We start from the raw sequence: 24304 nt of genomic DNA on the forward strand, positions 1-24304 counted from the left end.
GCGGGGTGGAGCAGCCTGGTAGCTCGTCGGGCTCATAACCCGAAGGTCGTCGGTTCAAATCCGGCCCCCGCAACCAACACTTCTAAAAACAATAAACACCCTTCAGGGTGTTTTTTTGTATCTGCGGTGTGTGAAACTGCCGGGCGTTTACCCGGCGCACTCAACTACCCAAGCCTTGCCAGCGTCGCCCCATCTGAGAAATACGCCCGGATCCCTGCCAGAATCGACTCTGCCACTTCCTGCTGGAATTTTGCCGTCCTGAGCTTACGCTCTTCTTCCACGTTACTGATAAACGCGGTCTCGACCAGAATCGACGGAATATCCGGGGCCTTCAGCACCGCGAACCCGGCCTGTTCAACGCTGTTTTTGTGCAGCTTATTAACATTGCCTAGCTTGCCCAGCACCGCTTTACCAAATTTCAGGCTGTCGGTGATGGTCAACGACTGCACCATATCAAACATGGTGTGGTCGACATAGCGGTCGCCACTTTTGCTCACGCCGCCAATCAGGTCGGAGGCGTTCTGAGAGTCAGCCAGAAATCTTGCGGCGGTGCTGGTTGCCCCTTTAGTCGAGAGCGCAAACACCGACGAACCGCTCGGCTGGCGGCTGGTAAACGCATCGGCATGGATCGAGACGAACAAGTCTGCACGCTGCTTCTGGGCTTTCGCCACGCGGACTTTCAGTGGAATAAAGACATCTTCGTTTCGCGTCATATAGGCGCGCATATTGCCTTCTTTATCAATCAGCGCCTTCAGCCGGCGGGCGATTTGCAGCACCACATCTTTTTCCCGGGTACGATATTTCCCCACTGCGCCCGAGTCTTCGCCGCCATGACCAGGATCAAGCATGATCACAATCGGGCGATCGCGCCCTGCTTTTCCGGGCTGCGGACCGCTCTGGGCCGGTGGCACCTGCTTCTCCAGGTTGCCCTGGTTGTAGTCTTCCAGTAATGCCAGCAGCGGATCCTGAATATCCGTCGCATTCGCCGGATAGAGATCCATGACCAGACGCTCTTTGAACGTCGCAACAGGCGCCAGGGCAAACAGCTGCGGTTTAACGTTTTGCTTCAGCTCAAACACCATGCGCACGGTTTGCGGATCAAACTGACCCACTCGCGCCGATTTGATAAACGGATCGTCGCCGCGGATCTGCGCCGCCATTCCCTTAAGCACAGAGTTGAGGTTAACACCTTCGAGATCCACCACCACACGTTCAGGATTGCTGAGAGCAAATTGCTTATATTTCAGCACCCGATTGGATTCTACCGTAACGCGTGTATAGGTCGACGACGGCCAGACGCGCACCGCCACCACCTGACTGGTGGCGGCAAGACCCACCTGGCTGACGCTAAGCAACCACATCGCCCCTGCCCCTTTTAACAACCGGCGACGGCTTATTGCTGAATTGGATCCCGACATGCTTCTCCCGAGCAAGAAAAGTGATTGATTTACAAAATCGCTAAATTGACCGAAAACTTTAACGAATGACGCATAAACTGTCATCTATAAAAGGGTAAACATTCATACGCTAACGCACGGATTACTTATCAATTTCTGTGGGTCGCAGAAAATTTAGGCTTGCACACACGGCCACAATCGAATAAAAATACGGAAATTACGAATAAACATTCATTAAGGGTTGTGTCATGGTGAAGGAACGTAGAACCGAACTGGTCCAGGGATTCCGCCATTCTGTTCCCTATATCAACGCCCATCGGGGAAAAACGTTTGTCATCATGCTCGGCGGCGAAGCCATTGAGCATGAAAACTTTTCCAGCATCGTCAATGACATTGGCCTGCTGCACAGCCTCGGGATCCGCCTGGTTGTGGTGTATGGCGCGCGCCCGCAGATTGATGCCAACCTGGCCGCGCATCACCACGAGCCGATTTACCATAAACATACCCGCGTCACGGATGCGAAAACCCTTGAGCTGGTGAAACAGGCGGCGGGTCTGCTGCAGCTGGATATCACCGCTCGCCTGTCGATGAGCCTTAACAACACACCGCTACAGGGCGCGCACATCAACGTTGTGAGCGGCAATTTTATCATCGCTCAGCCTCTCGGCGTGGACGATGGCGTAGACTATTGCCATAGCGGACGTATTCGTCGTATCGATGAAGAGGCCATTCACCGCCAGCTGGACAGCGGTGCCATCGTGCTGATGGGGCCTGTGGCAGTGTCCGTAACCGGTGAAAGCTTTAACCTCACCTCAGAAGAGATTGCCACTCAGTTGGCCATCAAGCTGAAGGCGGAAAAAATGATTGGGTTTTGCTCTTCCCAGGGCGTCGTGAATGATGAAGGGGTGATTGTGCCAGAGCTCTTCCCGAATGAGGCCCAGGCTCGCGTGGAAGCGCTGGAAGCCGAAGGGGATTACCACTCGGGTACCGTGCGTTTTTTGCGCGGTGCTGTGAAGGCCTGTCGCAGCGGCGTACGCCGTAGCCACCTGATCAGCTATCAGGAAGACGGTGCCCTGCTGCAGGAACTGTTCTCCCGCGATGGTATCGGCACCCAGATAGTGATGGAGAGCGCGGAGCAAATCCGTCGCGCCACCATCAATGATATCGGCGGAATTCTGGAGCTGATTCGCCCACTGGAACAGCAGGGCATTCTGGTTCGGCGCTCCCGCGAACAGCTGGAGATGGAGATCGACAAATTCACCATTATTCAGCGCGATAACCTGACCATTGCCTGCGCCGCTCTCTACCCGTTCCCGGAAGAGCAGATCGGAGAAATGGCCTGCGTGGCGGTGCATCCTGACTACCGGAGCTCTTCACGGGGTGAAATGCTGCTTGAGCGCGTGGCGGCTCAGGCGCGTCAGATGGGGCTGAACAAGCTGTTCGTGTTGACTACACGCAGCATTCACTGGTTCCAGGAGCGCGGATTTACACCGGTGGACATTGAATCACTGCCAGAGAGTAAGAAAGAGATGTACAACTATCAGCGCCGGTCAAAAGTGCTGATGGCCGATCTGGGATAATACGAAGCCCTTACCACCCGGTGGGGGCTTTCGCTTAAAGGGATTCAAATATCGCGCTCAGGCCGCTTCGACGTTCCGTGCGGGTGGCAATCGCCTGTAGCAGCACACGTTCATCGGCATACAGCGACAGGCGCTGACGCGCGCGCGTAATGGCGGTATAAATCAGTTCGCGGGTAATGACGGGCGAAAGCTGTGTCGGCAGGATCAGCGCCGCATGGTTGAACTCGGAGCCCTGAGACTTATGCACCGTCATTGCCCAGGCCGTTTCATGTTCAGGCAGGCGGCTGGGCTGAACGGACTTCACGCTTCCATCCGGCATCTGGAACCAGACGCGCAGCCCCAGTCCACGATCGAGGGCAATCCCGATATCCCCGTTAAACAACCCCAGCGCGCTATCGTTGCGGGCGATCATCACCGGGCGTCCCTCATACCAGCGCGAGTGCGGGGTGCGGTGGATTTTGCGTTTCTGGCCCAGCAGCTGTTCGAACCTGTCGTTCAGACCGCTTACGCCAAATGGCCCTTCCCTCAGTGCGCACAGTAGCTGATACTCGCCAAAGGCGGCGAGCGCCTGTGCGGGCGTGCATTGCTGTTGTACACCCGTCAGGAAATGCTGATACCCCTGCAGGGCGTCATCAAGCATCGCCTGATACTCTTCCCCGGTTTGCAGCGATTTTTTCTCGATATCGGTGAATTGACCGTCAAATACCGCACAGGTCGTGTGCCGGTCGCCTCTGTTCACAGCCGAAGCCAGCTGACCGATGCCCGAGTCGCTGCCGAAACGGTAGCTTTTTTGCAGCAGGCACAGGCTGTCGCGCAGCGCCCCCGCCAGGGAATGGTTTTCACTGGCGAGCGAACAGCCGGTCAGACGGGACAGCTCCTCAGCGCGTTCAGCGGTATATCCCAGGCTTGCATAAGTGCAGATATCTCCCAGCACCGCCCCGGCTTCCACCGAGGCAAGCTGGTCGCGATCGCCCAGGAAAATGACGCGGGCGTGCGCTGGCAGAGCATCAATCAACCGCGCCATCATCGTCAGGTCGATCATTGACGCCTCATCCACCACCAGCACATCCAGGTGCAACGGGTTACCGGCATGATAACGCAGACGCTGGCTTCCCGGCTGAGCACCCAGCAGCCGGTGCAGCGTGCTGGCTTCGTTTGGGAAAAGGGCAAGCTGCTCCCCGGTGAGTGGCAACTTCTGCAGCGCACCACCTAACGACTCGGTCAGGCGCGCCGCCGCTTTGCCGGTAGGGGCCGCCAGACGAATACGGCACTTTTGCTCACCTGATAACTGAATCAGGGCGGCAAGCAGTTTGGCCACGGTGGTGGTTTTACCGGTTCCCGGGCCGCCAGAGATGACGGAGATCCGCCGTGTTAAGGCCACGGCCGCCGCCACTTTCTGCCAGTCTGTCGCCTCAACAGAGGTAAACAAGGTATCCAGCGTTTGCCGCAGTTGGGCTTCATCGCAGGGAAGAGGCGCATTGGTCTCGCTGAAAAAACGCGCGACCGCCAGTTCATTACGCCACAGTCGGTTGAGATACAAACGATCGTCCGTCAGGATCATGGGTGTCTGGCTATCGGCTGCGCTGACGGCAGGCGAACGGTGCAACACCGTCGGCCAGTCCACGGATTCTCCCAGCAGAGCAAAACAGGACTGCAGGGCCGCGGGCATTTTCTCATCCATCACCAGACGCGAAAGCGGCAGGCAAACGTGCCCTTCCCCTGCGTCTTTACTCAGGATGGCAGCGGCGAGCATCACGGCAGGCTCATCACCGGACACCATCATGGCGAACTGTACGTCCAGGTGGCGCAGTAGTCGCTGTTCTACCGCTTCCAGCAACAATTCCTGCATCGTCATGCCACTTCCTCCGTGTTTGCTGCAAATAAGTTATCCATTTTCTCAATCAGTGCCGCATGCGGGCGTGTGCTAAAGATGCCTGAACGCGGGTCAGCCGCATCCACACCGCGCAGGAAAAGGTAAATCACCCCACCAAAGTGCTCTTCGTAACGGTAGTCAGCAATGCGATGGCGCAGATAACGATGCAGCGCGAGAGTATAGAGCTGGTACTGCAGATCGTAGCGATGCATTTGCATGGCGGATGCCATCGCCTGCTGGGTGTAGGCTTCGCTGTTCTCACCCAGCCAGTTTGATTTGTAATCCAGCAGGTAGTAGCGCCCTTCGTGACGGAAAACCAGGTCGATAAAGCCTTTTAACATCCCCTGCACCTGGCGGAAGTTCAGCGGCGGGCAACCGGCAGACAACGGGTCATACTCGCGGATCACCGCATCAAGCGCGTCAGCCCGCAGCGGGCTGGCGATGGGAAGGTAAAACTCCATCTCCACCTGTTTATCTTTGGCGGTCAACTGGCTGAGAGAGAGGCCCTCTGCCGTGAGCGGGGCGTGCAGAATAGCGCGGATCCACTCGGTGAGGACCGGCTGCCATTGTGCATCATAGCCCCCACTCTGTAACATCTTCAGGACCCATTCGTCAGAGACAGGCTGGGTAAAATCCAGCTCTTCAAACAGGCTATGCAAAAAGGTTCCCGGTGACGCGCCGCGTGGAAATTGATGCGGCGTAAGCGCAGGCTCAACCGGTACGCTACCGGCTCCGGCGGCATCAATATCCAGCTTTGGCATCAGGTCCTGCGCAATGCTCTGCCCGTGCTGCTGTAACCCGGAGTAGCTGGTAACGCGCCAGTCGTCGGCAATGGTGCGCAGAATCTGCCGGGCTTCCAGTTCAGATTCCCGCCAGTCCGGCATCTGCCAGCGGCTGTTATCGGGTGGCGACGGAATGTGCAGGGCAACATGCTCGCCGCACAGCGACTCGATGCACTGGCGCAATCCGGCAGCATCTTTGGGCTCGCCGAGCTGAATGAGTCGCCCCAGCGCGCTCAGGTGGAAATCGCTCTCCCCCGACTTGTCGCCACGACGGCGGAATAGCGGCGCCACGCCCAGGCTGCAGTGCCAGACCGAACGGGTCAATGCCACGTAGAGCAGGCGTAAATCTTCCGCCAGACGTTCGGCCTCGGCCAGCTCAACGCTGGACTCCGCTTTACTGAGATCGAGCACTGCGTCGAACGACTCGCGATCGTGGTAAAAGGCCTGATCCTGCACGCGGTAATTGGCGATAAACGGCAGCCAGACCAGCGGATACTCCAGGCCTTTCGACTTGTGAATCGTGACGATCTGTACCAGATGTTTATCACTCTCAAGACGCATCTGCTGGCTGGAGGCGTTGCTGTTTGGGTCGGCAATCTGTTGCGCCAGCCAGCGCACCAGAGCATGTTCGCTTTCAAGCTGCGTGCCCGCCTCCTGCAACAGCTCACTGATATGTAAAATGTCGGTCAGACGGCGTTCACCGCCTGCTGTCGCGAGCATATTCTCCGCAAGGTGTCGCTTCGCCATGAGTTCGCGCACCATCGCCATCACACCGCGCTTCTGCCATCGCTCACGGTAGTGAACGAACTCTTCGACGACCGCATCCCATGCGGCTTCGTCATTATTGAGTGCATCAATGTCACGGGCGTTCAGACCGAGCATTGCGCTGGCTAGTGCGCTGCGAAGCGTACTTTCGCGCTCCGGGGACAGCACGGCCTGAAGCAGCCACAGCATCTCCTGTGCTTCCAGGGTTTCAAAAACGCTATCACGGTTTGAGAGGTACACGGACGGGATGTTCAGCAGGGTAAGCGCATCGCGGATCAGCGACGCCTCCTGACGACTGCGCACCAGCACCGTGATATCAGACGCCTTCACGGGGGCTGACTCATTTTCCTTCCACAACAGCGCCTCGCCACGCGCACCAGCGCTGAGCCAGTCACGGATCTGCGCGGCACAATGCTGGGCCATGGCATTTTGATAGTCCGCGACGCCACAGCCTTCACCGTCCAGCAGCCAGAAGTTCATGGCGGGCTGCGTCACCCCGTTGAATTCGAAACGCAGCGAGCGGTTTTTTGCGGCAAACTTTACCGGCTGAAAGGGGATCTCACGGAACATAAACGCCATATCCATGCGGCTAAACAGCGCATTGACGCTTTGCACCATGCCCGGGGAAGAGCGCCAGTTGGTATCCAGCGTATAGTGCGCCTCTACCTCACTGCGGGCCTTCATGTAGGTGAAAATATCCGCACCGCGGAAGGCGTAAATGGCCTGTTTCGGATCGCCGATTAACAACAGCGCGGTGTCGGGCTGTTGTCGCCAGATGCGGCGGAAAATACGGTACTGCTGAGGGTCCGTATCCTGAAATTCGTCAATCATCGCTACCGGGAAGCGGGTACGGATCGCGCAGGCAAGGGCTTCGCCGTTTTCACTGCACAGCGCCGCATCAAGGCGGCTCAGCATATCGTCAAAACCCAGTTCGCCACGGCGACGTTTCTCACGTGATACGGCTTCGCGAATTTCCGTCATGGCGCGGGTGATCATCAGGTCATTGAGCGTGAGTGGCTCAGCGAGCAGCGATTCAATCGCAACAAACAGGGGATGCTCAGGCACAATGCCGTCGGCTTTAGTCCGCTCAATCAAAAAACGCTGCGAGAATTTCTCCAGTGCGTCCGGAAGCTGATAACCGCGCGTCTCTTCCTGCGCCCAGGCGCTGATCTTCTCGATCCATTTACCCTGGTTGCCGCGGTTAAATTTACGTCTGTCGATCCCGGAGTTTTCGATGATCGCCTCAATCTCACCGACGGACGCATTCCATTTTTGCTTGAGCGCAGCAATTTTTCCGACAATCTTTTCATGACGTGAAGCCAGCGTTTCGTCTGCAGGCGGCGGAGATTTGATAACCGGCGCTTCGCCCTGAAGATAACGTTCGATAGCGCGAAGAAGCTCTTCGGGACCTTTCCACAACGCATGGACCGCTTCAGCGATATCGCGCGATAAAGGGTAACAGTGGCGACGCCAGAAATCCGCACAGGCCTGATAGCGAAGCACAGATTCATCTTCAATGAGCTGCTGTTCGAACAGCATTCCGGATTCAAACGCATTCAGGCTCAGCATGCGCTGACAAAAACCATGAATGGTGAAAACGGACGCTTCGTCCATCTGCCGTTCCGCCAACAGCAGCCACTGGGCGGCCTGTTGCTTATCTGCAATCTCTTCAAGAAGGCTGGCGTAGAGAGGGTTATCCGTGGTCTGGCGCAGGCAGGCGATGCGCAGCTCATGAATATTGGCACGAATACGACCGCGCAGCTCAGCGGTAGCGGCCTCGGTGAAGGTGACCACCAGCAGCTCTTCCACGCTTAACGGACGTGGAAAAGCGGCGTTACCACCAAGCCCTAACAGAAGACGCAGATAGAGCGCGGCAATGGTGAAGGTTTTTCCCGTTCCCGCTGAGGCTTCAATCAATCGTTCACCCTGTAGAGGTAAACGTAAGGGATTAAGGGGCTCAGCGGTATCGGTCATTCTTTCTTACTCCAGGGCATAGATTGCTGCAGCGCGCTGACGCTCTTCCAGATCGTCCAGCCTTTCGGGTTAACGTAGTCCGTTTTCCCGTTCTGACTACCGGAAACCTGCGACAGAATCGCCATTCCCTGCGGTTTAACCACCGCCTGGTGGAAGAAATCAGCAACCTTCTGCGGCGTCAGCTGTTTTATCTCGGCCACTACTTTATCACGCGAATCAAATTTCAGATTACCGCGATCAAAATCTTTGCTCAGTTGTGATGCTTCTTCACCCAGCGTCTGCGGCGGCTGCATCACCTGCGCGATGACGGCCTGCTGAATCTGAGCAAACTCCTCCGGCTTCATCGCCCGCAGCTTCGTTTCCGCCTGTGGGAAGAATGCCTGATAACGCTGCCAGAGATAAGCAGGCTGTTTATCACTGCTTTGCAGCAGGAAGCCCAGCCCCCACTGGCGACCTACGTTCATGGAGAAGGCAAAGACCGCGTAACCAAGCTGCTCTTCTGTACGCAGTTGGTTGTAGAACCACGGCTGAATAATCTGCCCCAGCACCGCACTCTGCGCGGTACTGGTGAATTCATCATAACCCGTGGGTACAAACACAGCGGCCAGGGCAGAATCCGTGCTGTTACCCGCCTTTTCAAAAATCACATTCTGTTTTTTCTCAACCAGTACGTCCTGGTTGCGGCACCACTCGTCGCCTTTCGAACCAAGCTGCGTACGGACATTTTCTGCCAGTGTTTTGGCCTGTACGTCACTCATATTCCCGACGATAAGGAACTCCGGACGCGTGTTCGTTTTCAGCGCATCACGATACGCCAGCACATCTTTTAAGGTGATAGAGGGCAGTAGCGCCCGGCGATCTTCGCGCTGGAAATAGGGAATTTGCGAAAGCATTTGCGTCGGCATGAGCGCCAGGTCATACGCTTTACCTTTCTCGGCAGAATCCATCATCTGCGCATACCAGGATTTGGCCTGCTCAAGTTGCTCTTCCGTCGGGGTATAGCTGAAATAACCTTCCAGTAACGCCTGGAACAGCTGCGGAAGACGCTGGGTGTAGCCGTTGGCATTGACCATCAGACCGTTATTGGCGTTGGTCGAGAAGCTTATCCCGCCGACGGCCGCCTGATTGCTAAGCTGATCGAGTGCGATACCGGCAAGGTAGTCATTGAGCGCAAACATCACCTGATTTTTAGCGCTGTTCATTGCTTTTGGGTTACGCAGAACCACGCTCACATCGGCTTTCGGTTCACTCGCGAAATAGCGGCTTGGAGTATACACCACGCGCAGCGTCGGCTCATCAACGATAAGTTCCGGGTGCGGATAGGCTTTCGTGGTTTTAATCAGCGAGAAATCATCCGGAATGTAGGGGTTCAGCTCCGGCAATTTAAGCGCGATCTCACCGGCCTTTTTCTGCCAGTCGGCGAAGGTCTGGTCACTGATTTTATCCACCTGGTAAGGGGCATCGACAAAATAGGCCATTTTGTTATGCGGTTCGTTCGGGCTGATATACCAGACGCGGGCATTCTGCGGCGTCATCATCGCCAGGCGGGCTTTTACCGCGTCGGCGTCATACTGGTCGGCAATATTGACCGCGTCGAGGGTATGTTCCACCGGCACACGGATCATGGTATCCGCCAGCCACTCAACGTAATCCATGTCGCGGGTAATAGACGGATAACGGAAATCGAGATCCAGCACGTGCGCCAGTTCATCAAAGTAGCGTTTATCGACGCCTTTATCGCACAGCAAAGAGAGGTAGCTGAAGATAGCCGCCACGACGTCATCACGGTGAGCCAGACCTTTGTCAGTCAGGGTGGCGGAGATCGCCAGCACGCCGCTGTTGCCGTTCACAACCGGATCGGAGTCGGCACGAATACCTTCCACCAGCCCTTGTTTTTGCAGCCAGTCAGAAAGTGTACCCGGGCTACGGTTGCCAATCAGGTAGGTGACCAGTTCATCGGTTTTGCTGCGAAACTGCGCCGTATTGTTATCAATGCGGAACTCAACGCGTAACACTTTACGCGGCAGTGCAGGAACGTAGTGGATAACGATCCCTTTTTGCGCGTCCGTGACCACAGGAACGTTTATCTGCGGCAGGTCGATATTTTTATTCGGTACCCGGCCAAACGTCTGTGCCGCCATGCTTGCCAGCTCAGGCAACGGTTTGTTGCTGTAGATGACCGCTTTCATCAGATTGGCGGAGTAGTATTTATCGCGAAAGGCATGCAGGGCATCCAGCACCGGGCTGTTCGGTTTATCGCTCAGCGTCTCCAGGTTACCACCGGAAAAACGCGATCCGGGGTGCGCCGGGTTAATGGTTTCTGCACTCACCTGCGCCATGCGCATCCCGTCTCGCGTACGGGCAAGGGTCAGTTCAGCATTAACGGCATTGCGTTCGCGGTCAGCGTATTTTTTATCCAGCAGGGGAGCCGCGATAGAATCCGCCAGACGATCCACTGCACCTCCCAGCGCATCATTCTCTACTTCGAGATAGAAGGCTGTACGGTACGGCGCCGTGCTGGCGTTGTGGCTGCCGCCATGCATTTTGAGAAATTCGGACAGGCTATCTGGCTGTGGGTATTTTTTGGAACCCATAAGCGTCATATGTTCCAGATAGTGTGCAAGCCCAGGGTGGGCTTCCGGATCTTCCAGCGACCCAACCGGCACCACCAGTGCCGACAGGGATTTTACCGCCTGCGGATCGGAAACCAGCAGCACAGTCATCCCGTTATCAAGGCGAATAGCCTGATACTGACGGGTATCTTTTTCGCTCTTACGGATAGTTTCCTGAATGGGTTGCCAACCGGAGCCTGCCTGAGTGAAAGGTGCCCAAAGGGCGACAAACAAAACAAACGCTTTGAACAAGGTGCTGCCTGGCATTACGACCTCTTTATCACGGCTACATCATTAACAAACTGCGTGCTGGACTCACCAACATCTCTTTCTTTGGGTACATCAGTCCGTGATAAGAAGTGCATCATAAATGAACACCCCATGCTGCGCAATTTTTATACAGCGCTCAGGACTGATTAAATTTGAACAACGGTAACAGGTAGCGTTGTGCTTCTTCCGTGATAGCCTCGAAGTATTCAGGCTCAAGCGTTCGCCATAAACGTTGATACCAGACATCCTCACCTTCGCCGCGCACCATCATGTTACCTTCATACGCCTGCATGAATTTACTCCGTGCTTTCTGCAGTGAAGCGTCATCCGTTAACATGGCATCATTCTGTGCGTCATAACAAGCTTTTATCCAGGCGCCACCGCTCTCGGGCAGTAGCAGGAGCGGTTTATTCATTCCCCGCAGATAGCCTTCAACGTACAAGGATAAATAACGTAACGCCTGCTCTGCGTCCATCGGCGGAAAGCGCCATTCGCCCTCTTTGCGGACAAAAATACGGCTTTCGCCTTTATGGCCGCCAGCACTGTAGACAAGATGTTCGAGCCAGAGTTGCAAACCTTGTGAAACGCTAAGCATGGAAGGACGCCAGCGCAGGAGCCCATCCGGCTGTACCTGAGTTAGCCAGCCCGTGAGCTGCACACCCTGGCAGTTGAGATCGATTTCAAGACTGGTTCCGGGTTGCCGGCATTCCCTCACGCGTTCTGCCAGAGATTCCATCTCCTGGCGCTGCGCCTCCCAGACAATTTCTCCGAACGCCCCGTAGGGTAACTGCCCCGCAGCACGGTAGCGGCGGTAAAGCTTGTCGGCATCTTCCTCTTCAACCAGCGCGTTCAGCAGCTGCAGGTTTAACTGATACCGCTCCAGCCCTTCCAGCGTAAACGGCTCTGCATCAGGAATTTCACTCTCTTCAGAACGGAAATTGACCTGCAACCGTTGCTGGAAGAAAGCGCGTACCGGATGCCCCCAAAACCGCTGAAGCTGTTCAAAGGTCAGGGTGTCTATCGGGCGAGGATCAAGCTCCTGAATGAAATCGGTATGCGCTCTCCCCTCTTTTTTCGCCGCAGGCAGCCATTCGTGGGCATAGCTCTGATGATCGCTGACCACGTAGTTCACCGGGTCAAACGGCATGCGGCTATGGAAGCGGGTGATATGCGCTTTCACTCGCTGCGCACTTTCATCACAGTTACGGGCTTCATCCCCCGCCAGATAGTGGCTCTGCCCGATATAATCCACCAGTTCCTGCACCAGAACAGAAGGAAAGCGCTCGCTGTTGTCCTGGATAGAGCGGCCGATATAGCTGATATACAGCTGACGTTGAGCCGAAATGAGCGCCTCAAGGAAGAGATAGCGGTCATCGTCACGACGGCTACGATCGCCCCGCTTTGGATTCGCACTCATCAGATCAAAACCCAGCGGCGCCAGGGCGCGTGGATAAATACCGTCATTCATTCCGAGCAGGCACACCACTTTGAACGGGATAGAACGCATTGGCATCAGGGTGCAAATATTGATTGGGCCTGCCAGGAAACGCTGGCTAATTCGCTCCTGATCGAGCCGTTGCGTCAGCTCATCGCGCAGCAATGACAACGGGATAGCCTCGTTATAGTGGGAACTCACGCCCTCTTCGACGATTGCCTGCCACTGCGTTTCAATGAGCGCCATAGCGGCTTCGGTATCACTGTCCGGCAGGAAGAAATCATTGAGCAACGCCCTGCATACCGGGAGCCACGCATCCAGTGGACGCGGCTGCATCAACTCGAGCCGCCAGCGGTTAAGTTGCATCAGCAGGGAAGCTAAATGACCGACCAGCTCAGCGATCAACCCGCTGGACTCATCGTAGGGCAGGACTTCATTCCACTCGCCCTGGCTGCTTTCCATCGCATAGCCCAGCAGCATACGCGTCAGGCCAAACCGCCAGGTGTGCTGGCCGGTAGGAGGAAGCTCGAACGCCTGAACGTTGTCATCATCAATGCCCCAGCGTACGCCGGACTCGTTAACCCACTGGCGAAGGTAGCGCAGCCCCTCTTCATTGATATAGAAACGTGCGGCCAGGACTGGGACATCCAGTAATGCCAGGACATCTTCGGAGATAAACCGGCTATCCGGTAATGAAAGCAAAGTAATAAAGGCCTGCAAGGCCGGATGAGACTGGCGGGCCCGTCGGTCAGAAATGGCGTACGGCAGGTAGCGTTCACCTGTCGCACTCCCAAAAACAGCCTGAATAAAAGGACTGTAACTGTCGATATCCGCCACCATCACCACAATGTCACGTGGCGTCAGCTCAGGATCGTCCTGCAGCATCGCCAGCAGTTGATCGTGAAGGACTTCAACCTCGCGCTGCGGGCTGTGGCAAACGTGGATCGTGACGCTGCGATCGTCGCCGTCCAGCTTGCGCTTACTGTCGCTGCGTTCAAATTCTTTCGCCGTAACGCCCATGACGGCGCGGTTTTCGAGATCCAGAATGTCGAGCTGGATATTATGCAGCAGGCTATCCGGAGCGATCTCGACGAAGGCATCCACATCCCCTTCGCCTGACGACGTGATGTCTGAGAGCATGTGAATGTAGTCACGGCCCAGCTTTCCCCAGGAGGCAAGCAGCGGGTTCGGCAGATTTTGAATGCCGTGCTCATCAAATAGCTGTGCGGCAGACGCGCTGTCTTTAAACAGTGGCACGGTACGCTCTTCAAACAGGCGTCGTCTCTGACGAGACACCAGCCGCGAAAGCCAGCGTTCATCCTGAATGTCGCCCCAGTACTGGCGACACGGATTGGTAAAGAGGATATGTATGTCGATGTGTTTACCCAGCGCACTCAGCGCCTGCAAATACACCGGTGGCAGCGCCGAGATGCCGCAGATAAACACGCGAGAGGGCAGCCGGGCTGGTCGCTCAGCGCTGTTTTCCAGTATGGAGATAAACCGCTGGTAGAGGTTTGCACGGTGCCACTTCGGCTGGCCGAGTTTCTCAGTGTGTTCCACCAGCGCTTTCCAGAGCGGTGCCTGCCAGACTTGCGCCTCCGGTAACCCGTCGACCCGCTCGCCCGCTTCCCAGCGAGTCAGCCATTCCGGGCGATACACCAGATACTGGTCATAGAGATCGGCGGTGCGCGATGCCAGCTGGAACAGCTTGCGTTTATCGGTGTCGTCATTGAGGTAGTGGCGTAGCATGACGAATTCATCATGCTGCAGCATGTCCGGCAACAATGCCATCAGCTTCCAGCTCATGCTTTGCTTGTTGAAGGCACTCTGTTCCGGGATGTCCGGCAACACGCGGACAAACATCTCCCAGATAAAACTCGCGGGCAGCGGGAAATCGATATTTGCGGCAATGCCGAATTTACGCGAAAGCGACATCTGCAGCCACTGCGCCATACCGGTGCTCTGCACCAGCACCATTTCTGGCTCAAAAGGATCGTCAAGCCGCTCGCGCTCAACGATAAATTCCATCAGCGCTTCCAGCACATCCAGACGATTTGAGTGGTAGACCCTTAACATAGACGCTCCCGACTACTGGCTAACCGGGCAATGCAGACGCGTCATCTCGCCGCGCCGCCCCAGAGGAGAAATAAGTGTAACCGTGATGCTGACACATCCAGAGAGTGTTGTCTGCCCCCGACTGACCTGCCAGCCTGCCGGGAGAGCAATTGTTGAAAGCTGAGACTGATTCCAGGCATGGTGCCAGAGCTGACGATACTGATTAAACATGGAGAACCGCGTCGCCAGTGCCCGCTGATAACCCGACAGTGCCGTGACAATCATCACCAGCAGCATCATCGCCAGTAATACCTCAACCATGCTAAAGCCTTTTTCTCTGCTCACGGCAGCTGGCATAACGCACTCTCCTTAAGCGGACAAAAATCACTCCAGCCGTGTGGCGAGAAATGGATCTTACCATCGATGATTTCGCCTCTGCGCCATAGCTGCAGGTCATCACTCCCGGCGATAAGCAGCACACGCGCTTCATTCAGTAGCCGCAGGCAAACTCGCCATGCCGATACCTTTTTGCACTGGATCTCAGGCTCAGACAACCAGCTCTGAACGCGTCCCCATTCAAGCGCTGACTGCACGGATGCCTGCTGTTGAACCGAGCGGCTCTCACCGCCCACCAGTGCGCTAAACGTGGCCAGCTGCTGATTGAGGCCGGTGAGGATCAGCGTGCCCAACACCAGTAAAAGTAACACCAGCGCCAGCGAGGACATCCCACGCTGCCGGTTCACAGGTTGTACCCCGTGACGCCATAAAAAGCCTGACAGGGGGCCCCCTGCTCGCCCTGACGAAGGGCGGTCATTTCAATATTCAGCTGGGGGGCAAACCCCGCATGCTCAACTTGACTCACCACAAAGTGCTGGATGAGAAGCCTGTTGGGGTCAGTGAGTTTCTCCCATCCTTTACCCTCACACGAGGTCGCCCCATGCAGGGTCTCCAGTGCACCTGATTCCAGACGAAAACCTGTGCTGTCGTTTTCCGAAGACGAGCTATCCCAGTTACCGTTACTGTTTGCATCCCACCGTACAATGACACAGCGACCTTGCCTGCCGATCGTCAGTCCCTGCCCCGCACAGTTTCCGGCGCAATACCCCGCACGCTGAAGCTGTTTGCCGAGGGAAAAAAGGCGTTGCCACACCTCCTCCTCAAGCTCCCGCTGACCGGACTGCTGTAAAACAGCCCGCTGCAAGCCCGGTAAAAAGCGCGAGGCGCTTATCAGTAAAAGACTGCTGATCGCCGTGGCAATCAGAACTTCCATCAGTGAGAAACCCTGCTGGTTTAGGGACATGAACCTTCTCCTGTGACATTGCACATCCTGATTCGCCCTCCATTCGAGACAATGACGAGCCATTCTCCTGCACGACTTTGCAGGCGTATTCGCCCTGCCCATGCCGTATCCCTGAGTCCATAGAAGCCAAATAACGGCGTTATTTCACTTACCGTGACCTCCGGCCACAGGGAAATAAATACAAACGGACTGCCCTTATCACAGCCCTGCACGAATGCGCTCATCAGACAGGTGACGCCCCTGTCGCGCCGCAATGTGACCTGGTGGTCACGGTTGTGCCGGTTTGCGTCATTGCGCAGAAATGCCAGGTAATCGCGCACCTGCCCGGCGGTTTGCCAGAGCCGTTGCTGCCGTTGCCAGTTGTCCCAACCGTATAGCCCGGAGGCGCTGAGAATGACCACCAGCGAGATAGCCACCAGGGTTTCGATAAGCGTAAAACCGTTCTCTTTTTTCATGCCGGGAGTGTGGCGAAATGGCCTGGAATTGACGAGCTACGGATGACCGTTTTACGAGCCCTTATCAAGGAAAGTTAAACGGTTGCAGTGCGTTGCATACGTTCTGGATAACGCGTTGGAAAGCGAGAAGAAGGCGAAAAAAAACCGGCGCTAAACAGCACCGGTTATGTCACGATTGACGGCCTCAGATAGCGACGGGCGCTTTGATGCCTGGATGAGGGTCATAACCCTCAATCTCAAAATCGTCAAAGCGGTAATCAAAAATGGATTCCGGTTTGCGTTTGATAATCAGCTTAGGCAAGGCGCGCGGTTCGCGAGTCAGCTGGAGATGCGTCTGCTCCATATGGTTGCTGTAGAGGTGGGTATCCCCACCGGTCCAGACAAAATCGCCCACGTCCAGATCGCACTGCTGCGCCATCATATGCACTAACAGCGCATAGCTGGCAATGTTGAACGGCAGGCCGAGGAACACGTCGCAGGAGCGCTGATAGAGCTGACAGGAGAGCTTGCCGTCTGCCACATAGAACTGGAAGAACGCATGGCACGGTGCCAGAGCCATTTTATCCAGCTCGCCGACGTTCCAGGCGGAAACGATAATACGGCGCGAGTCCGGATCGTTTTTCAGCTGGTTCATCACGGTGGTGATCTGGTCAATATGGCGGCCATCCGGCGTAGGCCATGCGCGCCACTGCTTACCGTACACCGGGCCCAGGTTGCCGTTTTCATCTGCCCATTCGTCCCAGATAGAGACGTTGTTTTCATGCAGATACGCAACGTTGGTATCGCCTTGCAGGAACCAGAGCAGTTCATGAATGATCGAGCGCAGGTGGCAGCGCTTTGTCGTCACCAGCGGAAAACCTTCCTGCAGATTGAAGCGCATCTGGTGGCCAAAAATGGAGAGCGTGCCGGTACCGGTACGGTCATTTTTCGGCGTGCCCTCATTGAGCACTTTTTTCATCAGTTCAAGATACTGTTTCATGGTTCCTCAGGAAAGTTGTTGCTTTGGACGACGACGATACGCCCAAATCATCATAATGACACCCGCGACAATCATCGGAATGGAGAGGATCTGCCCCATGCTGATGTACTGTACCCATTCGCCGGTGAACTGTGCATCCGGCTGGCGGAAGAACTCGACGATGATACGGAATGCACCGTAGCCAATCAGGAACAGACCGGAGACAGACCCCATCGGACGCGGTTTACGGATAAAGAGATTCAGGATGATAAACAGCACCACGCCTTCCAGCGCCAGCTCGTAAAGCTGAGACATATGGCGCGGCAGAACACCGTAAGTATCGAACAGGGATTGCCACTCAGGATGAGACGGTAGCAGCGCCATGTCCTCTGCACGCGAACCCGGGAACAGCATGGTAAAGGAGACACTCGGGTCGACACGTCCCCAGAGCTCACCATTGATAAAGTTGCCCAGACGTCCTGCTCCCAGACCAAACGGGATCAGTGGCGCGATAAAATCTGACACCTGGAAGAAGTTGCGCTTGGTGCGTTTGGCAAAAATCACCATCACCAGGATCACACCAATCAGCCCGCCGTGGAAGGACATGCCGCCATCCCAGACGCGGAACAGGTAGAGTGGATCGTTCAGGAATACCGGGAGGTTATAGAACAGAACATACCCAATACGGCCGCCCAGGAACACGCCAAGGAAGCCTGCATACAGCAGGTTCTCGACTTCGTTTTTGGTCCAGCCACTGCCGGGACGACTGGCGCGACGGCCAGCAAGCCACATGGCAAAAATGAAGCCGACCAGGTACATCAGACCGTACCAGTGAAGCGAAACAGGTCCTATTGAGAAAATGACCGGATCAAATTCCGGAAAATGCAGATAACCACTGTTCATCTGTCACCACAAGATGTTGTTATTCCGCTGAAAGTGGACAGCGGTAGAAATGCGATTCTGCTGTTAGCAGAGGCTCCAAAGTTGCGAATCATAGCATAAGGCGGACGCGGAGGATGCGCCAGAGATGTAAAAGATGTGTATAGAGGAGTGTGTTATATCCTCACCGCCGCCCTGTAACAAAGGACGAGGACGGAGTGAGGGGAAAAGTACGTATTAGCGACCGCCGCGAATCAGGCCGCCCATACCGCGTCGCTCCATGAAAGCAGCCACCTGATGACGCACTTCGGCGGCCAGCTGCGCTTCAAGACTGCGTTCAGCCAGCTCGCGGGCATCCTCAATATCGATATGCCGCAGCAGGTACTTCACGCGGGCAACCGCACGGCCGTTCATGGAGAGGTGGCGGTACCCCAGCCCAATCAGGATTGCAACGCACATCGAATCTCCGGCCATTTCACCACACAGGCGCAAATCAATATCGTGCTGTTCGGCTTCTCGCGCGATCATCGCTAACGCCCGGATCATCGCAGGGTGCAGGCTGTCATAGATGCTGGCAACACGCGTGTTGTTACGGTCGACGGCCAGAATATACTGCGTCAGGTCATTGGTACCGACCGAGATAAAGTCGACACGGTTAGCCAGCTGCGGCAGCATAAAGACCATTGACGGCACTTCAAGCATCACCCCAATTCGTGGTTTGGGGATCGCATAGCCAATCATCTCTTCGACTTCACGACCGGCACGCTCAATCAGACGCCGCGCCTCGTCAATCTCATCAATGCTGGTGACCATCGGCAGTAAAATGCTGAGGTTACCCGTCGCCGCATTCGCGCGCAGCATGGCACGCACCTGGATCAGGAAGATCTCAGGCTGATCGAGCGTAATGCGTATCCCACGCCAGCCCAGGCACGGGTTTTCCTCACTGATCGGCATGTACGGCAGCTGTTTATCTGCCCCGACATCAAGGGTGCGCAGGGTGACCGGTTTGTCGTTAAACATCTGCAGCATGCCCTGATACTGCGCGACCTGCTCCTCTTCAGAGGGAAAGCCACTTTGCAGCATGAACGGGATTTCGGTGCGGTATAAGCCGATACCGTCGATGCGGCTGCCGAGCTTCTCTTCATGCTCGGGGCTTAAACCTGCGTTGAGCATGACTTTGATTCGCTCGCCGCTTTTGAGCTGCGCGGGCAGATTAACGTCATCCTCTGCCAGCTTGCTTAATTCATTCTCTTCGCTGATAAGGCGCTGGTATTCCTGAAGCAGAACCGGCTCAGGATCAACCAACAGCTCACCGCGATAACCGTCGACCACCAGGGTGCGTCGGTGCAGCACCGATGGCTGGATATCCGCCCCCATAACGGTGGGAATTCCCAGCGCACGCACCATAATGGCCGCGTGCGAGTTCGCCGCGCCATCGCGTACCACTACGCCCGCCAGGCGGTCATGAGGCAGTTCAGCCAGCGTTGTCGCGGAGAGTTCATCGGCAACCAGCACAAAACGTTTTGGCCAGGCATTCGCGCCCTGAATAGTGTCATCAAGATGGAACAGTAAACGCTGCCCCAGGGCGCGTAAATCACCGGCCCGCTCTTTCAGGTAACCGTCGGTCAGTGCCGCAAACTGCTCGGCAAATTTTTCGATGACCTTTTTAACCGCCCACTCCGCAACCGCACCTTTGTCGACTTCGTCAAAAAGCTCGCGGCGCAGACGTGCATCGGAGAGAAGGTGCGAGTAAAGGTCAAAAATGGCCGCCGTCTCTTTTTGCGCCCCAGCGGCAAAGCGCTTGCTGTAGCGACGAAACTCATTCGACGCCTCTTCCAGCGCGGCGGTGAGACGCTCACGCTCAAGCGCTTCATCAAGCGTTGAGGCTTCGTACACCTGCTCCATCAACGGCAGGGTGGCGTCCATCCAGCCTTCGGCGATAGCGACGCCCGGCGACGCCGGAAGCGCGCGAATACGCGTATGGCGATACTGACCAAACAGTGCCGTCAACTGGGACTGGGAGAGGATCGCGGCCATCTGCGTGGCCAGCGTGACGAGGAAAGACTCTTCGCTTTCATCGTACTGACGCAACTCACGCTGCTGTACCACCAGCACACCAAGCAGCTGACGGCGCTGAATAATCGGCACGCCCAGGAAGGCGCGGAAACGATCTTCTTTTACGGAGGGGATATATTTAAAGCTGGGGTGTTTTTGCGCGTCGGCAAGGTTGATAGGTTCGGCGAGTCGCCCAACCAGACCAACGATACCTTCATCAAACGCGAGCGTTACGGTGCGTCCACGTGGCTTTTTCAAACCACGGGTCGCCATCAGGTAATAGCAACGCCGATCGTGGTCGGCCAGATACACCGAACAGACTTCGGTCTCCATCGCAAGACAGATGTCGGTAACCAGAATGTTCAGCGCCTCATTCAGACGCGGCGCACTGGCCACCTTCTCGACTATTTCTCGCAAGCGGGTGAGCATGATTTGCGTAGCTTAACCTCTTTTACGTCGCCAGGCAGGTGCGCTCTGCGGCTTAGGCGGGATCTCCTGAAGCTGCATAACAACACTTGCGAACTCTTTCATCACCCTACGGTAAACATCGCGTTTAAATGACACGACCTGACGAACAGGATACCAATAGCTCACCCAACGCCAGCCATCAAACTCCGGCGTACTGCTGGTTTGCATATTGATATCTGAATCGTTGCCCACCAACTGCAGTAGAAACCATTTTTGTTTCTGGCCGATACAAACCGGCTTTGTGTCCCAACGCACCAAACGTTTCGGTAACTTGTAACGCAACCAGTTGCGGGTCGAAGCCAGGATGCGAACATCTTTTCGGCTTAAACCAACCTCTTCAAACAGCTCCCGGTACATCGCTTGTTCTGGGGACTCTCCCGGGTTGATCCCGCCTTGCGGGAACTGCCAGGAGTGCTGACCATATCGACGGGCCCACATCACCTGGCCCTGACGATTACAAATTACTATTCCTACGTTCGGGCGGTAGCCATCGTCATCAATCACCGGACTACCCCAAACTAAACCTTATATATGAATGATTGTTTCACACTACAGGGAGGCGGTAAACCACTCTCTTACAGGGCTGCAACCTAATAACATTTGAATAACTCACAAATACAGGCAGAGTTATAAACAGATGAGCAGCTCTGAGGGGAATTTTATTCACCTTTTCTGTGGATATAGTTGTGAAGAAGTGTCTGATTACCGATGAACAACCTCAGCCGCCGTCAATCTCCCTCCATTACCAATAAAAAATAAAATCATTATTTTCATAAAGTTAATCGTAATAAAACCGACCCACACCGCTTAAGCGTGACGATCATCACATCAGGGATCGTTGTGCTGATGAAAGATCGAACAGCGTCGGTTTTATCCACAGATTGTGCCAATAAGTTAGGCACAATTTGTTTGAAAATTGGATTTTCGTCCCACGTCAAGGCTGTAAATTGAAACAGTAGTCAGGGTTATGCCCAGTTATCCCACTTTTCTGTGGATAACATGGTGTAAGATCCTGTTCATTGTCAGTGACCAGAATTGAACAACCGAATTTTTGTCCTTCGCCATCCATTTTTAGCGTGCTAAAAAAACCTATAAATCATACACATGGCATATTCGTACAGAAAAAGTTAAACTCTATCCACAGGGGACAATTTCTTAGTGTATTTTTTAATCAAAAGGTTACCTTCATGCATTCGCTTTTACCCTTGCTTTCACCGCCGTCCAGCGAAACCCAGTTGCTACAGCAGGCGCAGCGTCTGGCTGGCTTTTCGCTTGGCGAGCTGGCGGCAATGGCTGGCCTGCCGATCCCTCAGGATCTGAAGCGGGATAAAGGCTGGATCGGCATGCTGCTGGAGCTGTGGTTGGGTGCAAGCGCAGGGAGTAAACCGGAGCAGGATTTCGCCGCCCTGGGCGTAGAGTTAAAAACCATTCCCATCGATAGCCTTGGGAAGCCCCTGGAAACGACATTTGTCTGCGTTGCACCGTTAACCGGGAATACTGGTGTGACGTGGGAAACCAGTCACGTTCGCCATAAACTGAAGCGCGTGCTTTGGGTCCCCGTAGAAGGAGAACGTCAGATCCCGCTGGCTGAACGCCGGGTTGGCGCACCGCTGCTGTGGAGTCCGGATGAAGATGAAGAGCATCAGCTGCGTCTGGACTGGGAAGAGCTGATGGATATGATTGTCCTCGGTCAGGTTGAGCGCATCACCGCCCGACACGGAGAGGTGTTACAGCTGCGGCCAAAGGCGGCGAACAGTAAAGCGCTCACGGAAGCAATCGGTGCCCGGGGCGAGCCGATACTGACATTGCCACGTGGTTTTTATCTCAAAAAGAACTTTACCGGGGCGCTCCTTGCTCGCCATTTCTTACTCAAAACGTAGTTTTTTACTTATTTTGAGAGCTCTCAAACATAATCACCTGGTTTTTAAGATTTTACCGCTTCCTCCTGTCGAAATATCGGGTTATTACTACACTATGATTTGATACGAGCCAGGTGAGGACGATAACGATGAAAAAATGGGCAGTGTTAATTTCAGCAGTCGGATTAGCGTTTGCAGTATCGGGCTGTAGCAGCGATTACGTGATGGCGACAAAAGATGGCCGGATGATCCTGACAGACGGCAAGCCGGAAGTCGATGATGACACCGGCCTGGTCAGCTATCGCGATCAGTCCGGGAATAAAATGCAGATCAATCGCGACGAAGTCTCGCAAATTATCGAGCGATAAACAGAGAGAGGTCAGTACCTTGCTGGCCTTTTTGATTTTTTTCTTCCCCTTTTGCTTCCCCTCTGCCATGTTTATATTCCTTTGTCGGGAGGTTCCTGACGCGGTCTACATGTCTATTGAAGGAAGCCGGCTATGCATTATCACCGTATCCCCCACAGCTCTCTGGAGATAAGCCAACTGGGGTTGGGCACGATGACATTTGGTGAACAAAACAGCGAAGCCGATGCCCATGCACAACTCGATTATGCCGTCAGCCAGGGCATTAACCTGATTGATGTCGCAGAGATGTACCCTGTTCCTCCACGCCCGGAAACGCAGGGGCTTACCGAAACCTACGTCGGCAACTGGCTGGCAAAACGCGGCAATCGCGAAAAACTGGTTGTCGCCTCGAAAGTCAGCGGCCCTGCGCGTAACAGCGATGCCGGGATCCGCCCAAACCAGATCCTCGATCGCAAGAATATCCGTGCCGCGCTGGATGCCAGCCTGAAGCGTCTGCAAACCGATTATCTTGATCTCTACCAGGTACACTGGCCGCAGCGTCCAACCAACTGCTTTGGTAAGCTCGGCTACAGCTGGAACGAAAGTGCTCCCGCCGTTACGCTGCTTGAAACGCTGGAAGCACTGACCGAATGCCAGCGAGCGGGCAAAATCCGCTACATCGGCGTGTCTAACGAAACGGCTTTTGGCGTTATGCGCTACCTGCACCTGGCTGATAAACACGATCTGCCGCGCATTGTCACCATCCAGAACCCCTACAGCCTGCTCAACCGCAGTTACGAAGTGGGTCTGGCCGAAGTGACGCAATATGAAGAGGTTGAGCTGCTCGCCTATTCCTGCCTGGGCTTTGGTACGCTGACGGGTAAATACCTGAACGGTGCGAAGCCAGCCGGCGCGCGTAATACGCTCTTCAGCCGCTTTACCCGCTATAGCGGCGAGCAGACGCAGAAAGCCGTCGCGGCCTACGTTGATATTGCGAAGCGCCACGGGCTCGATCCTGCCCAGATGGCACTGGCCTTCGTACGCCGTCAGCCGTTTGTGGCCAGCACCCTGCTGGGCGCAACGACGATGGAACAGTTGAAAACCAACATTGAGAGTTTCCATCTGGACCTGAGCGAGGACGTGCTGGCGGAGATTGACGCGGTGCATCAGGTTTATACCTATCCGGCACCGTAAAAAAAGCAAAACGGCAACCTCTGTTGCCGTTTTTAATGTTTGCACC

At 55.3% G+C, this 24304-nt stretch carries 17 protein-coding genes and 1 pseudogene; 5 read left to right on the forward strand and 13 right to left on the reverse strand.

Annotated features, from left to right (window positions below; translation table 11 throughout):
* Positions 1–164 precede the first annotated feature (164 nt).
* A complete protein-coding gene (gene amiC, locus ACMVME_RS14700) occupies positions 165–1418 on the reverse strand; it encodes an N-acetylmuramoyl-L-alanine amidase AmiC (protein WP_020883787.1) in 1254 nt (417 codons plus the stop codon).
* A 227-nt stretch (positions 1419–1645) separates the two neighbouring features.
* Between amiC and argA the strand changes: the two genes are divergently transcribed.
* The gene (argA, locus tag ACMVME_RS14705) at positions 1646–2977 is read left to right on the forward strand and encodes an amino-acid N-acetyltransferase (protein ID WP_020883786.1); all 1332 of its coding nucleotides are present in this window, start codon (positions 1646–1648) and stop codon (positions 2975–2977) included.
* Between the two features lie 34 nt (positions 2978–3011).
* Here the strand turns inward: argA and recD are convergent, their stop codons facing one another.
* From recD to rppH, 12 genes are all read right to left on the reverse strand, one after another.
* Complete coding sequence (gene recD / locus ACMVME_RS14710) at positions 3012–4832, reverse strand: exodeoxyribonuclease V subunit alpha (RefSeq protein WP_068794975.1); 1821 nt, start codon at positions 4830–4832, stop codon at positions 3012–3014.
* On the reverse strand, positions 4829–8371 hold the full coding sequence (gene recB / locus ACMVME_RS14715; protein WP_068794976.1) for an exodeoxyribonuclease V subunit beta: 3543 nt from the start codon (positions 8369–8371) through the stop codon (positions 4829–4831). The genes recD and recB overlap by 4 nt, the downstream gene beginning before the upstream one ends.
* Complete coding sequence (gene ptrA / locus ACMVME_RS14720; RefSeq protein WP_068794977.1) at positions 8368–11250, reverse strand: pitrilysin; 2883 nt, start codon at positions 11248–11250, stop codon at positions 8368–8370. The genes recB and ptrA overlap by 4 nt, the downstream gene beginning before the upstream one ends.
* Before the next feature lie 139 nt (positions 11251–11389).
* Positions 11390–14764, reverse strand: a complete 3375-nt coding sequence (gene recC / locus ACMVME_RS14725) for an exodeoxyribonuclease V subunit gamma (RefSeq protein ID WP_251858942.1) — start codon at positions 14762–14764, stop codon at positions 11390–11392.
* Between the two features lie 12 nt (positions 14765–14776).
* Positions 14777–15100, reverse strand: a complete 324-nt coding sequence (locus ACMVME_RS14730) for a prepilin-type N-terminal cleavage/methylation domain-containing protein (protein ID WP_014171443.1) — start codon at positions 15098–15100, stop codon at positions 14777–14779.
* Entirely contained in the window at positions 15085–15486 is a 402-nt protein-coding gene (locus ACMVME_RS14735; RefSeq protein WP_032678889.1) for a DUF2509 family protein, read from the reverse strand. The genes ACMVME_RS14730 and ACMVME_RS14735 overlap by 16 nt, the downstream gene beginning before the upstream one ends.
* On the reverse strand, positions 15483–16043 hold the full coding sequence (locus ACMVME_RS14740) for a prepilin peptidase-dependent protein (RefSeq protein WP_025203343.1): 561 nt from the start codon (positions 16041–16043) through the stop codon (positions 15483–15485). The genes ACMVME_RS14735 and ACMVME_RS14740 overlap by 4 nt, the downstream gene beginning before the upstream one ends.
* Entirely contained in the window at positions 16034–16498 is a 465-nt protein-coding gene (locus tag ACMVME_RS14745) for a prepilin peptidase-dependent protein (protein ID WP_063925556.1), read from the reverse strand. The genes ACMVME_RS14740 and ACMVME_RS14745 overlap by 10 nt, the downstream gene beginning before the upstream one ends.
* A gap of 184 nt (positions 16499–16682) precedes the next feature.
* Positions 16683–17477, reverse strand: a complete 795-nt coding sequence (gene thyA / locus ACMVME_RS14750; protein WP_251858941.1) for a thymidylate synthase — start codon at positions 17475–17477, stop codon at positions 16683–16685.
* Positions 17478–17483: 6 nt separating this feature from the next.
* The gene (gene lgt, locus ACMVME_RS14755) at positions 17484–18359 is read right to left on the reverse strand and encodes a prolipoprotein diacylglyceryl transferase (protein ID WP_251858939.1); all 876 of its coding nucleotides are present in this window, start codon (positions 18357–18359) and stop codon (positions 17484–17486) included.
* Positions 18360–18572: 213 nt separating this feature from the next.
* Positions 18573–20819, reverse strand: coding sequence for a phosphoenolpyruvate--protein phosphotransferase (ptsP, locus tag ACMVME_RS14760; protein WP_014171450.1), 2247 nt, complete (start codon positions 20817–20819; stop codon positions 18573–18575).
* A 12-nt stretch (positions 20820–20831) separates the two neighbouring features.
* The gene (gene rppH, locus ACMVME_RS14765) at positions 20832–21362 is read right to left on the reverse strand and encodes an RNA pyrophosphohydrolase (RefSeq protein WP_013098553.1); all 531 of its coding nucleotides are present in this window, start codon (positions 21360–21362) and stop codon (positions 20832–20834) included.
* A 463-nt stretch (positions 21363–21825) separates the two neighbouring features.
* Here rppH and ACMVME_RS14770 point away from each other — a divergent pair.
* From ACMVME_RS14770 to ACMVME_RS14785, 4 genes and pseudogenes are all read left to right on the forward strand, one after another.
* Positions 21826–21891: pseudogene (locus tag ACMVME_RS14770) on the forward strand (hypothetical protein); the annotation flags it as partial.
* A gap of 154 nt (positions 21892–22045) precedes the next feature.
* A complete protein-coding gene (mutH, locus tag ACMVME_RS14775) occupies positions 22046–22738 on the forward strand; it encodes a DNA mismatch repair endonuclease MutH (protein ID WP_032678891.1) in 693 nt (230 codons plus the stop codon).
* A 128-nt stretch (positions 22739–22866) separates the two neighbouring features.
* The gene (locus ACMVME_RS14780) at positions 22867–23085 is read left to right on the forward strand and encodes a YgdI/YgdR family lipoprotein (protein WP_020883776.1); all 219 of its coding nucleotides are present in this window, start codon (positions 22867–22869) and stop codon (positions 23083–23085) included.
* A gap of 132 nt (positions 23086–23217) precedes the next feature.
* Positions 23218–24258 (forward strand): NADP(H)-dependent aldo-keto reductase, encoded by a 1041-nt coding sequence (locus ACMVME_RS14785; protein ID WP_047956049.1) that lies wholly within the window; start codon positions 23218–23220, stop codon positions 24256–24258.
* Positions 24259–24304 lie beyond the last annotated feature (46 nt).

The organism is Enterobacter cloacae complex sp. 2024EL-00711, assembly GCF_047529885.1.
Lineage (GTDB): Bacteria > Pseudomonadota > Gammaproteobacteria > Enterobacterales > Enterobacteriaceae > Enterobacter > Enterobacter ludwigii.

Excerpts from the sequence above, each read along its gene's own strand:
- argA (WP_020883786.1), top strand. The coding sequence starts at position 1,646 with ATGGTGAAGGAACGTAGAACCGAACTGGTCCAGGGATTCCGCCATTCT.
- ACMVME_RS14745 (WP_063925556.1), bottom strand. The coding sequence starts at position 16,498 with ATGAAAAAAGAGAACGGTTTTACGCTTATCGAAACCCTGGTGGCTATC.
- lgt (WP_251858939.1), bottom strand. The coding sequence starts at position 18,359 with ATGAACAGTGGTTATCTGCATTTTCCGGAATTTGATCCGGTCATTTTC.
- ptsP (WP_014171450.1), bottom strand. The coding sequence starts at position 20,819 with ATGCTCACCCGCTTGCGAGAAATAGTCGAGAAGGTGGCCAGTGCGCCG.
- thyA (WP_251858941.1), bottom strand. The coding sequence starts at position 17,477 with ATGAAACAGTATCTTGAACTGATGAAAAAAGTGCTCAATGAGGGCACG.
- recB (WP_068794976.1), bottom strand. The coding sequence starts at position 8,371 with ATGACCGATACCGCTGAGCCCCTTAATCCCTTACGTTTACCTCTACAG.
- ACMVME_RS14730 (WP_014171443.1), bottom strand. The coding sequence starts at position 15,100 with ATGCCAGCTGCCGTGAGCAGAGAAAAAGGCTTTAGCATGGTTGAGGTA.
- ACMVME_RS14740 (WP_025203343.1), bottom strand. The coding sequence starts at position 16,043 with ATGTCCCTAAACCAGCAGGGTTTCTCACTGATGGAAGTTCTGATTGCC.
- recC (WP_251858942.1), bottom strand. The coding sequence starts at position 14,764 with ATGTTAAGGGTCTACCACTCAAATCGTCTGGATGTGCTGGAAGCGCTG.
- ptrA (WP_068794977.1), bottom strand. The coding sequence starts at position 11,250 with ATGCCAGGCAGCACCTTGTTCAAAGCGTTTGTTTTGTTTGTCGCCCTT.
- ACMVME_RS14780 (WP_020883776.1), top strand. The coding sequence starts at position 22,867 with ATGAAAAAATGGGCAGTGTTAATTTCAGCAGTCGGATTAGCGTTTGCA.
- mutH (WP_032678891.1), top strand. The coding sequence starts at position 22,046 with ATGCATTCGCTTTTACCCTTGCTTTCACCGCCGTCCAGCGAAACCCAG.
- recD (WP_068794975.1), bottom strand. The coding sequence starts at position 4,832 with ATGACGATGCAGGAATTGTTGCTGGAAGCGGTAGAACAGCGACTACTG.
- ACMVME_RS14785 (WP_047956049.1), top strand. The coding sequence starts at position 23,218 with ATGCATTATCACCGTATCCCCCACAGCTCTCTGGAGATAAGCCAACTG.
- amiC (WP_020883787.1), bottom strand. The coding sequence starts at position 1,418 with ATGTCGGGATCCAATTCAGCAATAAGCCGTCGCCGGTTGTTAAAAGGG.